A 12,217-nucleotide genomic window follows, 5' to 3' on the forward strand; every position below is an offset into this window, starting at 1 on the left:
GCTGAAACGCCAGTAGCCGTCGTAATTTGCGGTGGTGGTCGTCTTCACATTGCCGTACGAGTCCGAGTACACCGTCTTGACGGTGGTGTACGTGCTCGTGCCCGCCTTGCGGAACTGCAGCTTGACCGGCTGCTTGGTGTAGCCGTGGTACTTGTTGTCCTCCCAGTTGGCACGGCTCAGCTTGCCCGTGGCCGTCAGGGTCCTGCCCTTGACGACCGGCTCCGGACCGGCGTTGACGGTCAGCGTGGAGTTGCGCTGGATGAGGGTGGTGCCGAGACCGCCCTGGTCGGCGTACCCGACCTTGGTGATGTCGAAGGTGCTGCTGCTCGGGTCCTGGCCGTTCCAGGCGATCGCCAGTGCACCGGCGCTCCAGGAGCCCGCGTCCGAGTTGAGGAGCTCGCCTTCGGCCGGGTAGACGTCGATGTTGCCCTTGCAGGTGGCGACGGTCGACGAGGTGGCGGTGCAGGTGGCCGGCTTGTCACCGACGAGCATGTTGCTCGGGGTGCTGTACGAGCCCTTGTAGATGTAAGGGCCGGTCTGGAAGTCGGACGCGGTGATGTCGACGTCGGCGCCGTGCGTCAGGGTGTACGAGACCGAGAACGCGACGTGGTTGGTGGTGCCGACCTTGTACGCCTTGCCGATCTTCAGGTTGGAGAAGGTGGCGTTCAGGGCATAGGGCTCGCCGGCGGCGGGCGCCGCGGCGGTGAACGCGGTCATGCCGGAGGTGGCGTGGGCGGCCTGCAGGACCTTCGCGGCGCCCTCGCGGTAGGACGCGGCGGAACCGTCGGCGTGCGCGGCCGGGACGGCAAGAGCGGAGAGAGCCAGGGCGCCGGAAGCGGCGGCCACAGTGGCACGAATACGCATTGCGTTCCCCAAGTGGAGAAAGGGGCCCACGGGTTGGCTTCACGTGGCGCCCGATTGTGGTGAGTCTGTTGACTCGGTGAGAAGATCCCCGACCGCAACGGAAGGTTGTACGAACCTCGTTCATTTTGTCTTTGCATTGCCGTTGGCCGCCCCTCCCCCCGGCGGTACGGTCCCGTACCCCGTCCACCGCAGCCGCGGAAATCGCCCGGCGGCTCCGGCAGACGGCTTCCAGGCCTCAGTCGAACCAGCGGTCCCGGGCCAGTTCCTCGGTGCGGGAGGGGTCCTCCAGCAGCGCGGCGACCTCGAAGCGGCGCGGCCACTGCCCCGCCGCCCAGGCGAGCCCTGCGGCGACGCCTTCCAGAGTGGCGGCATGAAGCACACCGTCCGCGGTGAGACGCCAGTCGATCTCCACCTCGTCGACGACGAGTTCCTCGTGCTCGACGTACGACGCGGGGGTGGCGGCGCCGAGCAGCACCCGCACGGACTCCGGCACGTCGTGCTCGACGCCCTCGGAGGTGACCTGGCCCGTCACCGACTCGCTCAGCCGCCGCACCTGGAACAACTCCGCAAGATCGGCGGCTCGCGCCGGACGCACGGGCAGCAGTGGAACGCCCTCGGTGAACGGCAGCAGATCGGGCGAGTCGACCACCACCGCGTCGGCGGCGTCCACGACGGTCACCCGGCCGTCGACGACTGCGCGCAGTTCGTCCGGCAGGGTCACCTGCTCCGGGTCCAGATCGGCCAGGGCCCCGTACAGGGCGTGGAGCTGGGCGGCCGAGACGTGGCGCTCGGGGCCGGCGAGCCGGTCGAGCAGCTCGGCGGCACCGCCGGGCTCGTCGAGCAGGGCGGCCACGGACGTCCGTACCCCGAGGGCGCGCAGCACCTGCTCGTCCTCGAAGCCGGTCGCGTCGGCCTCGTCGTACAGACCATGCAGCAGGGGGTCGCCGCCCGCGGCGCGCAGACCGGCGGGGCGCCGCCTGTCGAGCACCGGATGACCGCGCAGCCACCAGGCCGTGTACGGCCGCACGATCTCGTGGGTGCCGTCCGGCAGCAGGATCCGCACGGGCTGGGTGAGCGCGTCCCGCAGCGGGGGCTGCGAGAGCAGGGCCAGGGCCTGGGGCCAGCGATCGTCGTCGACGAGGTCGAGGTCGCGCACGGCCACGATCTCGGTCGCCACCGGCGGTACCGGGGTGTCGGGCAACCGGTCGAGGACGTCCTCGCACCAGACGTCGACGGCGTCGAGGAGCCCGACGTCATCGGGTTCGGCGAAGTCCGAGTCGCGGGGCTCCAGTTCGTCCGGGTCGAGCACCACGTCGGTGGCACGGACGAGGGAGAAGTTCGCGAGCACCCCGCAGGCGGCCAGCGGCTGTTCGCCCCAGCGCTCGGCCACCTCGGCGTCCACGAAGGCGAGTTCACCCTCCCGCATCACGCCTGCGAAGGGGCTGCCGGGCAGGACGAGTTCACCGGCGGGCGCGAGTTCGCCGTCCTCGTCGGGCAGGGCGAGAGCGCCGAGCCAGGGTTCCTCACCAGGCTCGAGCCCGGCGGCACGGACAAGGGCGAGCACGCTGTCGGCCAGCTCCTCGGTCTCCAGACCCTCCTGGTCCCAGCCCGGACCCTCGTCGTCGAGGGAGGCGGCGACGGCGGCCCGCACCTGCGGGGTGGTGAGTACGGCGCGCGGCGTGGCCGGAAGGGAACCCAGCTTCTCCAGAAGGGGGTGGGATGCGTCCGGATGCGCGACCTTCAGGCCCAGGCGGGCAAGGACGTCGGGCGCCACCGGCGGCCCGTCCACGCTGGGCAGCAGGATCTGCCGGGGCCCGATGGTCGTACGCCCGTCGGCAAGCGGCACGGGCAGCCCGGAGAGCCGGTCCGGGTCGACCCCGGCCAGGCTGTCGTACAGCCGCCACCACCAGTCGGGCTCCTTCTCGAGTCCCGCCAGCCGGTCGACGGCCTCCGTCAGAGGCACTCGGGCGACCCCCAACGTCCGCAGCTCCACGCGGCGTTCCAGACCCGCGGGCAGCAGACTGGGCAGCACCTCGGCAAGCACCCGGACCGTGTCGGCGCCCGCACCCTCCACGATCTCGGCGTCCCGCGGACGCAGCGCCTCGGGCAGCTCGGAGTCGTCGCCCGCGTCGTTGGCGGGCGGCAGGAACGCGGTGCGCGGCAGCCGGTCCAGGACCGCCTGGCGCAGCACACCGTCCAGCTCCCCCTTGCCGAGCGGACCGGGAACCAGGTCGATGGCGCCGGACGTCACCGGGCGCCAGGCGGCGAGGAGTTCGGCGTACGCGTCGGCCGCGCGCTCCACCAGGAAGCCGGTCAGCGGACCCGGTGCGGCGTGACGCCGGGTGGTGTCCAGCGGGAACGAGGCGATGAGCAGGGCGGGCACGCCGAGCGCCTCGTCGCTGGGCGTGGGGGCGTGCACGACCGGGGCGGTACGGGGCCGGGCCGGGGTGCCGTCGGTGTTCACGGGAACGGCCCAGGTGACGGACCAGTGGGGGCGCAGCCGCTCCTCGACCGGGCGGTCGACGAGGAGATCCGGGGTGAGGGGGCCGTGCCGGGAGACGGTGCGCCAGCGGGTGGTGCCCTCGCGGGAGTCCTCGACGACCGTGTCGGTGCCGTCGGTGCGACGGCGCAGGGTGCGCGGGCCGGCGCCCTCGATCTCGACGACGACCTCCTCGAGTCCGGGCAGGGCGAGGAGGAGAGCGTCGTCGACGGCCTGGAGGAGACGTTCTGCGAGGTCGGCGGCGGCCGTGTCGCGCAGCGGGAGGATGACGACGGTGTCGTACGGGTCCGGAGCGGTGCCCTCGGCGGCGAATGGCAACCTGAGCAGCGGCACATGGCCGTCGCGTCGGCGGATCTCGTCGCCGAGGCCCCGGCTGTGCCCGGCGGTCTCCTCGGCCAGTGCGCGGGCCTCGGCCAGGGACCAGCGGACTCCGCCGTGCCGGCCGACCACGGCGGGTTCGTCGCTGACGGCGAGGACGGCCGCAAAGCCGACGCCGAAGCGGCCGACGGTGGTTTCGTGACTTTCGCGCTTGGCGGAGGCCCGCAAGGTGGACAGCGACTCGACGCCGGCCGCATCGAGGGGCGCGCCCGTATTGGCCGCGACGAGCACCCCGTCACGGAGGGTGAGCCGGAACCTGCCGGGGACCCGGGCCCGGGCCGCCGCGTCGGCGGCGTTCTGCGCGAGCTCGACGACCAGGCGGTCGCGGTAGCCCCCGAGTACCAGGTCCTCCTCGGCGTTGGCGTCCTCACGGAACCGGGCCGGGCTGGTGGCCCAGGCGTCCAGCACACCGCGCCGCAGGCGCGCCGTCCCAAAGGGGTCCGCGCCCTCGGCCGCCGGCTGCACGAACTTGCTCACGGTTCACTCTCCCTCTCAGCGCGTGCGGGACGAAGGTACCGTGCGCCGGGGGCGCCGTGGACGGCGGAATGCGCCGTCGGCCGAGGTGGTCGCCGCCCCGGACCCTCCCGGGGGACGTTCGGGCACTCCCGTCAGGAGTGCCCCAGCTCCGCCGACGACTCGTCCGACACCGCCGGCACCGAGCCCGAGTCGGGGGACGGCCGCAGCGGGAACGGCTCCACCCTCGTCTCGTCGACCACCGGAGGGGCAGGCCGCGGGGTCTTGGGCATGACCGCCGCCTCCGAGTGCGCGCCGCAGCCGTAGGACAGGGAGACCATGCGGCCGTCCGCCGGGGAGAACTCGTTGGCGCACACGCCGAAGGCCTGCCCCAGCGAGCCGCCCACCGGCACCAGGAAGGCGCAGCTGACGCAGGTCGCGGGCGCCGCCTGGGCCATCGGGGTCTTCGGCCCGAACGCGTCCTCCCAGCGGTCCGCCGCCGTGTGCAGTCCGTAGCGGGACAGCACTCTGGCCCGGCCCATGCCCAATTCCTCGGCCACGGCCGCGATCGATCCACGCGTCGGCGCGATCGGCAGGTTCGCCGGGACCCCTCCGGTCACCTCCGCGTCCTCCGCCTCGACCAGCTCCGCCATCTCCCCGGACACCGCGGCGTTCGGCGGCGGCTCCTCCTCGCCGGAGAACCCGGGCTCCAGGCGCAGATCCTCGGCGTCCGTCGGCAGCAGATCGCCGGGGCCCAGATCACCGGGCCGCAGTCGCTCGCTCCACGGCACCCACTCCGGGGCGAGCAGCGCGTCGGACCCGGGCAACAGCACCGTCTCGTCGAGCGTGACCACCTTCGCGCGCGACGCCCGGGCGACCGTCACCGCCCAGCGCCAGCCCCGGTACCCGAGCTCCTTGCACTCGAAGAAGTGCGTGACCACGCGATCTCCCTCGGACACCATCCCGACGTGCTCGCCGACGACACCTGGCGCGGCCGTCTCCTCGGCGGCGGCGCGTGCGAGGTCGACCGCCTCGGCGCACAGGCGGTCGGGGGTGCGGCTTCGCGTTGTCGCTGCGCTCACGGGTATCGCTTCTCTCCTACGCCGTCTCACGGGTGCGCCCTTCCTCGGCTGGGGGCACGGACGGAGCGGACCAGTGGGCCGCGTCGACGTCCGCACCCGATCGCGCTCGGGCACACCTACACCACCCATTCTGCGGGATGGATGAGAGGCGCGCGGCCGAGAACGATCGCCACGGCGCGCTACGCACGCTACCTTCTCCTGGCCGCTGGGCCCACACCGAGTCGCTCGACTTTCGCGGAGTGCGGTCCTCCGCACACCGGTCGAAGGCCTCGCAGCGACGGCTCGCGGGCCTCGGACACGATTGGTCTGTTCCGTACCCCCGGCCGCCCGGCTCCCGCGGCGCCGCACCACATAATCCTGAAACCCCGGCGCCGCCCGGGCCCCGGCACGACGCCACTCCGTCACGTACGCGCGGTAACCGCACTACCCCTGCCGTTCTCGGGGCACTATGACGGGGTGGCAGCCGCGAGGTCGTCCCAGGGAACCGCCGGGGTCAACGGGGTCAAGGGACGCAGCCGGAGTGGCGGTTCGGGCCGGTTCGGCGGGTCCGTCCGCGCGGTCGGCCGCGCCCTGCGCCTGCCCGTCACCGGCGCCGCCCGCGGCATCCGCAAGGCCACCCACGCGCACGGTGCGGGCGAGTCCGGGCTCGGCAAGCTGATCGAGCTGCACGCCGTGAACGGCGCGGGCGACGTGATGATCACTGTCGCCCTGGCCTCCACCGTCTTCTTCTCCGTGCCGACCGACGAGGCCCGGGGACGCGTCGCGCTCTACCTCGCCATCACCATGGCCCCGTTCACGGTCCTGGCCCCGGTGATCGGCCCGCTCCTGGACCGCCTCCCGCACGGGCGCAGGGCCGCGATGGCGGGCGCGATGCTCGCCCGTGCCCTGCTCGCGCTGATCATCTCCGGAGCGGTCGCGGCCGGCGGACTCGAGCTGTACCCGGCCGCGCTCGGCGTCCTTGTCGCGTCCAAGGCGTACGGCGTCGTCCGCAGCGCCGTGGTGCCACGGCTGCTGCCGCCCCGTTTCTCCCTCGTGAAGGCCAACTCCCGGGTCACCCTCAGCGGCCTGCTCGCCACCGGCGTGGCCGCTCCGATCGGCGCCGGGCTGCACGCCATAGGCCCGAGCTGGACGCTGTACGGCGCCTTCGTGATCTTCGTCGCGGGTACGTTCCTGTCGTTCTCGCTGCCGCCGAAGGTCGACTCCGCCAAGGGCGAGGACATCGCGCTGCTCGCCGCCGACGCCGAGCACCTGCACGGGCCGCACCGCAGCAGGACCCTGCGCCGCCCCGGGCTGCGCACCGTCGGCCCCGCCGTCACGCACGCCCTGGGCGCCAACGCCTCGCTGCGCTGCCTGTCCGGGTTCCTGATCTTCTTCCTGGCCTTCCTGCTGCGCGAGCAGCCGCTCGCGGGAGAGAGCGCGGCGGTGTCCCTCGGCATCGTCGGCGTCTCGGCGGGTGCGGGGAACGCGCTGGGCACGGCCGTCGGCGCCTGGCTGAAATCCCGCGCACCCGAAGTGATCATCGTGACGGTCGTCGCGATGGTGCTGGGCGCCGCGATCACCGCGGCGATCTTCTTCGGCGCCTTCCTGGTCGCGTCTCTCGCGGCGGTCGCCGGGTTCGCCCAGGCCCTGGCCAAGCTGTCGCTGGACGCGCTGATCCAGCGGGACGTGCCGGAGCGGGTCCGCACCTCCGCGTTCGCGCGCTCCGAGACCCTGCTGCAGGTGGCCTGGGTGCTGGGCGGAGCAATCGGCATCGCGCTGCCGCTGAACGGGGTGCTCGGGCTCTCGGTGGGCGCCGCGATCGTCGCCCTGGGCTGGCTGGCGACCCTGCGGGGCCTGCTCGCCTCGGCCCGGCATGGCGGCGCCTCCGCGCCGCGGGTTGCCTGACCGGCGGGGCGTGCGGCACCTGATCGCACGAGTGCGCGGCACGTCGCGCACCCCACGTGGCGAGTGGGCCGGACGTGCCCGATAACCTTCGGCCATGACCGCACTGCGTTCCCGCCGCGCCGTAGCCGCCCTCGGCGCCGTCTCCGCCGGACTTCTCCTGCTGTCCGCCTGTAACAAGCCGACGCCGCTGGCCACCGTCACGGTCGGTACGGACTCCGTGAGCACCGAGACCGACTGCTACAACGACGGCAAGGAAATCACCACCGCGCAGGCGGCGCCGTGCCTCGACCAGAAGTCCAAGGACATCAAGTCGATCAAGGTCGACCCCGATGACACGGTCCGCCTCGGCGTGGACCCGAGCATCGCGGACCAGGGCTGGACGATCCTGATGAACGGTCAGCCGCTGACCGAGTCCAGCAAGAAGACCTACCGCACGATCCCCGGCAGTGTGTTCTTCAACGCGCAGTACGGAGCGAGCGGCAACTCCACCCTCGTCTCGATCAAGGAGGGCGAGAACAAGGTGACGGGTCTGTGGTCCTTCAAGCTCGAGAAGGCTTCCTGATCACGTCCCGCGCACATGTCCTGGTCGCCACCGCGGTCCCGGTCGAACGGGACGCGGTGGCCGAGGCGTTCACATCACCGGTCGTAGAGGTCACTCTCCCGGGGCGCACCCTGCACCGCACCGGCACCCTGGACCTCGTCGCGGCCGGCGTGGGCCCCGCCCTCGCCGCCTCCTCCACCGCCTCCGCGCTCACCGCCGCAGCCCTGCGGGGCGCTCCCTACGACCTCGTGGTCTGCGCCGGCATCGCAGGCGGTTTCGCGCCACATGCGCCCGTCGGCTCGCTCGTCGTCGCCGACGACATCGTCGCCGCCGACCTCGGCGCCGAGACTCCTGACGGATTTCTGCCCGTCACCGAGCTCGGCTTCGGCACCGTCGGTCACCGGCCACCGGAATCACTCGTACGAGACCTCGCCGCCGCCACCGGCGCGCTCACAGGAGGCGTACTCACGGTCTCGACCGTGACCGGAAGCGCCGCGCGCGCCGCGGAGCTGCGCTCCCGGCACCCCCATGCGCTCGCCGAGGCGATGGAGGGGTTCGGCGTCGCCGAGGCGGCCGCCGCGCACGGCACGCCCGTCGTGGAGATCCGCGCCGTCTCCAATCCCGTCGGCCCGCGCGACCGCGTCGCCTGGCGCATCGGCGACGCCCTCGCGGCCCTCACCGAGGGTTTCGGGAAGCTCGCGCCCGTTTTGGAGAGTTGGACACAGCATGACCGCAACCAATGAGCCCCTCCGGATCGCCTACTCGCCCTGCCCGAACGACACCTTCGTCTTCGACGCGTGGGCGCACGGCCGTGTCCCGGGCGCGCCCGCCCTCGACGTCACCTTCGCCGACATCGACATCACCAACGGCATGGCGGAGCGCGGCGAGTTCGACGTACTGAAGGTGTCGTACGCCGTCCTGCCGTACGTCCTCGACGAGTACGCCCTGCTGCCGTGCGGCGGCGCGCTAGGCCGCGGCTGCGGCCCGCTGGTACTGACCCGCGAGCCGGGGACCGGGGGTACCTCCCAGCTCGAGCGAAGCCGAGAGCTCGGGGGACTCACCGGCCGGACGGTCGCCGTGCCCAGCGAGAAGTCGACGGCGTATCTGCTCTTCCGGCTCTGGGCCGCGGACACCGTGCCCGGCGACGTCGGCGAGATCGTCGTCATGCCGTTCCACGAGATCATGCCGGCCGTGCGGGACGGCAAGGTCGACGCGGGGCTCGTCATCCACGAGGCGCGATTCACATTCCAGAACTACGGGCTGCACAAGCTCGCCGACATGGGCGAGCACTGGGAGGACACCACCGGCCTGCCGATCCCGCTGGGTGCGATCATCGCCAAGCGCTCGCTGGGCGCGGACACGCTGAAGCTCCTCGCCGACTCCGCCCGTACCTCCGTGCGCGCGGCCTGGGACGACCCCGAGGCGTCGCGCGCGTACGTCATGGAGCACGCGCAGGAGATGGACCCCGCGGTGGCGGACCAGCACATCGGGCTGTACGTGAACGAATTCACCGCCGACCTGGGCGAGGACGGCTACGCGGCGGTCCGGGGCCTGCTCACACGTGCGGCGGCCGAGGGACTCGTACCGCCCCTCGGCCCGGACGCGCTCGTCTTCCCCTGACCGGGATCAGACGTCCAGCTGGTCGGCGACCGCGCGCAGCAGCCCCGCGATCTTCTTGCCGGAGGCCTTGTCGGGGTAGCGGCCCTTCTCGAGCATCGGGGTGATGTTCTCCAGGAGGGTCGTCAGGTCCTGGACAATGGACGCCAGTTCGTCCGGCTTCTTGCGCTGCGCCGCGGCGACCGACGGCGTCGGGTCCAGGAGGCTGACCGACAGCGCCTGGTCGCCGCGCTGGCCCGCGACGACTCCGAACTCCACGCGCTGTCCCGGCTTCAGGGAATCGACTCCGGCGGGAAGTACCGAGGAATGGACGAAGACGTCGCCGCCGTCGTCGCGGGAGAGAAAGCCGAAGCCCTTCTCGTTGTTGAACCACTTGACCTTGCCAGTCGGCAAAGCACACGCTCCCTCGATCCGTCCTGGACATGCCCGGACGCCCTTGAACTGCCGTTGAACCACCTTACCGGGGGTCTCTCCAGGGGAACACGCCTTAAAACGGACCTGAGCCTCTATGCGCCTGGTGTGGCGGGACAGCGGCTCGGATGAGTGAGGGAAGTGTGACGGCCAACCGATGTGCCGGTAGAGAGTCACGCGGGAGACTCCGAGAGCCTCGGCAATGGCACTGATGCTCTCCCCCTTGACCTTACGAGCCTTGGCCACCGAGCAGATCCTCAGTGATGACGGTCGATTCGATCAAGAGACGACACGAAGGTTGCTACAGAACTGGGGTGATGGGTGACAGAGAGGACGGAGCTGGACACATGAGACAGAACAGGAGAACGATCAGGACCATCGGGCCAGGACAGCCGGTCGACATGGACTCGATGGACGCCATGGCGGCTACGGCGAACGCCGGACAAGCAGACCAGGGACTGAGGAACCTTCAACAGAGCTTCCTGGACTCAGAGAGCGTCTCCGTATTCCTGGGCCTTTTTGCTGCCCTGGGCTCCCACCGCCATTCCATGCACCCATGGGATCATGAATACAGAACAGAAGGCGCGACGCAGCGAGAGCCATTCACCACGAACCCCGGAGCAGTAATGATGAACACCAACACGGCTTGAGATTCCTCGCACGACCGTACCCATTCACCAGGTCAAGCTGTGGCAAAGCCGACTTCTCCTTACGCCACGTGGCGTAAGGAGTCCTGAGAGCCGCAGCGAGCAGTACCAGCAAGCAGACTCCTTCCCCCGGTCCGGCTTTCTGTTTCCTCCGAGTTGCCAGTCTTGGGAGCGGCCCTGATCCTGGCCACCAATTCTGTCCATTCATCCATGGACGTCAGAGGTTTCTCAGGAAGAACGACAGGTTCTCGCTGGTCATCTCAGCTTCCGCAGATGGACGCCCCACGTCAGTACGCCACGGCCGTTGAAGTCTCGGGCAATGCGGTGTGTGGACTGTCCCTCTCGAACATGCCGGAAGACCTCTTCTCCGTCGGGGTGGAAGTCCTGGTCTATCTCCAGAACCTTCCGCTTCCCGCCCTCTACGCCTTTGATCCGGTAGCCGGTAGCCGGAGCACCTGTGAGCCATGAACGGTTCTCCAGACGGCTCTGTACACCGTTGAGGATGCGGGCTTGGCTGGTGTCCCGCTCAGCCTCAGCGAAGACGGCCGTCATCCGAGCCGTCACCTTCCCTTGGGGGAATTGAGAGGTCGAACCCTTCCGCTGCGCAGACGATGAACTTGCCGTGTTGCTGCGCCCACTCCAGTAGCTCAAAGCCGGTCCATCCTGGCGGCAATGATCGCGTCGAACTCATCGGCCTGGGACGTGAGCCACTTCCCCGGCTTGGGCCGCTTGAAGGGGCTCATCGAGCCGGACACGTCCGTGTGCCTCTCCCACCAGGACGCCGGACAGGGCAGGAGAGCTGACGTGGTGTCGGATCACGCCACGCTGTCACTCGATCGACGAGGAGCCGTCCGAGTCCAGGGGTTGGTGACAAGGCGTCGCCGAGTTGTTCCTGGCGCTGGGAACTACCCTGGTCCGGTGCGTGACAAAACCCAAGCGAACTCCGCCGCGGCCGGCGACCGACTCATCCGTGCCGGTGCCATCGTCTTCTTCGTCGGAGCCCTGGCCACTTTGGTCACAGTGGCCCCGATGCTGCTCGGGACGAAGCCTTTCCCGACCTACATGTTCGGTCTGAGCATGCTCATGGCCGTGGGCTTCCTGTTGGCCGGGGCGGGGGTGCTCCAGTCGATCGCGGAGGGCCGCAGGCGGGCGCGCGAGGTCCGGTCCTAGGCCCTCGGCCCGCCGTCACCGGATACGTACGCGCCCAGCCAGGCGGGGAACTCGGTGAGGGCGGTGAGGACGACGTCCGCACCCGCGGCCCGCAACTCGTCGGCGGTGCAGGGGCCCGTGGCGACGGCGACGGAGACCGCCTCGGCGCCGCGGGCGCCGCGGACGTCCCCGACGTGGTCGCCGACATAGACGGCCGCACCGTGTTCGATCAGCGCCTCCGCCTTCCGCTCCGCCCACAGGTCGCCGATCACCGCGTCGGGCTCGATGCCCAGGTGCTCCAGGTGCAGCTTGGCGTTGGGCTCGTACTTGGCGGTCACGACGATCGCGCGCCCGCCGGCCGCCCGCACGGCCCCGATCGCCGGACGGGCCCCGGGCATGGCGGGCGTCGCGGCGATGGCGACGGCGGGGTACATCTCGCGGTAGAGGTCGGCGGCGGCTGCGATCCGGTCCGCGGGGAACCAGTTGACCAGTTCGTCCTCCAGCGGCGGACCGAGCCGGGTGATGGCCAGATCGGCGTCGATGTACGTCCCAGTACGCGCGGAAAGCGCCTGATAACAGGCGTGAATACCGGGCCGGGAGTCGATGAGCGTCATGTCGAGGTCGAAGCCGACGGTCAGGGCGCGAGAGGTCATATGGGCGATTGTCCCAGGTGGCGTCGGCGGGCCGGGGC

Annotated in this window: 11 protein-coding genes; 5 read left to right on the forward strand and 6 right to left on the reverse strand. The window is 70.9% G+C overall.

Translation table 11 applies throughout. The features are described from left to right. The 3 genes from VXC91_RS11950 to VXC91_RS11960 form a co-directional block, all read right to left on the reverse strand. A partial coding sequence (locus tag VXC91_RS11950) for a hypothetical protein (RefSeq protein WP_329507108.1) occupies nucleotides 1-864 on the reverse strand: 864 nt, incomplete at its 3' end. 235 nt (nucleotides 865-1,099) lie between these two features. Then, entirely contained in the window at nucleotides 1,100-4,219 is a 3,120-nt protein-coding gene (locus VXC91_RS11955; RefSeq protein WP_329507109.1) for a sacsin N-terminal ATP-binding-like domain-containing protein, read from the reverse strand. A 131-nt stretch (nucleotides 4,220-4,350) separates the two neighbouring features. Then, a complete protein-coding gene (locus VXC91_RS11960) occupies nucleotides 4,351-5,277 on the reverse strand; it encodes a DUF3027 domain-containing protein (protein WP_329507110.1) in 927 nt (308 codons plus the stop codon). Nucleotides 5,278-5,733: 456 nt separating this feature from the next. On the opposite strand from VXC91_RS11960, the gene VXC91_RS11965 reads away from it, so the two are divergent. The 4 genes from VXC91_RS11965 (at nucleotide 5,734) to VXC91_RS11980 (ending at nucleotide 9,322) form a co-directional block, all read left to right on the forward strand. Further along, nucleotides 5,734-7,161, forward strand: a complete 1,428-nt coding sequence (locus VXC91_RS11965) for an MFS transporter (protein ID WP_329507111.1) — start codon at nucleotides 5,734-5,736, stop codon at nucleotides 7,159-7,161. A 94-nt stretch (nucleotides 7,162-7,255) separates the two neighbouring features. After that, nucleotides 7,256-7,723, forward strand: coding sequence for a DUF2771 domain-containing protein (locus tag VXC91_RS11970; protein WP_329507112.1), 468 nt, complete (start codon nucleotides 7,256-7,258; stop codon nucleotides 7,721-7,723). After that, entirely contained in the window at nucleotides 7,693-8,445 is a 753-nt protein-coding gene (locus VXC91_RS11975; protein ID WP_329507113.1) for a futalosine hydrolase, read from the forward strand. Before VXC91_RS11970 ends, VXC91_RS11975 begins: the two co-directional genes overlap by 31 nt. Next, nucleotides 8,429-9,322, forward strand: a complete 894-nt coding sequence (locus VXC91_RS11980) for a 1,4-dihydroxy-6-naphthoate synthase (protein WP_329507114.1) — start codon at nucleotides 8,429-8,431, stop codon at nucleotides 9,320-9,322. The genes VXC91_RS11975 and VXC91_RS11980 overlap by 17 nt, the downstream gene beginning before the upstream one ends. Before the next feature lie 6 nt (nucleotides 9,323-9,328). Here VXC91_RS11980 and VXC91_RS11985 read toward each other — a convergent pair whose 3' ends face one another. Together VXC91_RS11985 and VXC91_RS11990 are read right to left on the reverse strand one after the other, a co-directional pair. Continuing rightward, nucleotides 9,329-9,712, reverse strand: coding sequence for a cold-shock protein (locus tag VXC91_RS11985; protein WP_329507115.1), 384 nt, complete (start codon nucleotides 9,710-9,712; stop codon nucleotides 9,329-9,331). A gap of 920 nt (nucleotides 9,713-10,632) precedes the next feature. After that, nucleotides 10,633-10,929 carry a serine integrase family protein gene (locus VXC91_RS11990; RefSeq protein ID WP_329507116.1) on the reverse strand — a complete coding sequence of 99 codons (297 nt, stop codon included), beginning with the start codon at nucleotides 10,927-10,929 and terminating at the stop codon, nucleotides 10,633-10,635. Between the two features lie 366 nt (nucleotides 10,930-11,295). Here VXC91_RS11990 and VXC91_RS11995 point away from each other — a divergent pair, with 366 nt between their 5' ends. Continuing rightward, nucleotides 11,296-11,547 (forward strand): hypothetical protein, encoded by a 252-nt coding sequence (locus VXC91_RS11995; RefSeq protein ID WP_329507117.1) that lies wholly within the window; start codon nucleotides 11,296-11,298, stop codon nucleotides 11,545-11,547. Here VXC91_RS11995 and VXC91_RS12000 read toward each other — a convergent pair. After that, nucleotides 11,544-12,179, reverse strand: a complete 636-nt coding sequence (locus VXC91_RS12000; protein WP_329507118.1) for an HAD family hydrolase — start codon at nucleotides 12,177-12,179, stop codon at nucleotides 11,544-11,546. The two genes, VXC91_RS11995 and VXC91_RS12000, sit on opposite strands and share 4 nt — an antisense overlap. Nucleotides 12,180-12,217 lie beyond the last annotated feature (38 nt).

The organism is Streptomyces chiangmaiensis (assembly GCF_036281785.1).
GTDB lineage: Bacteria > Actinomycetota > Actinomycetes > Streptomycetales > Streptomycetaceae > Streptomyces > Streptomyces chiangmaiensis.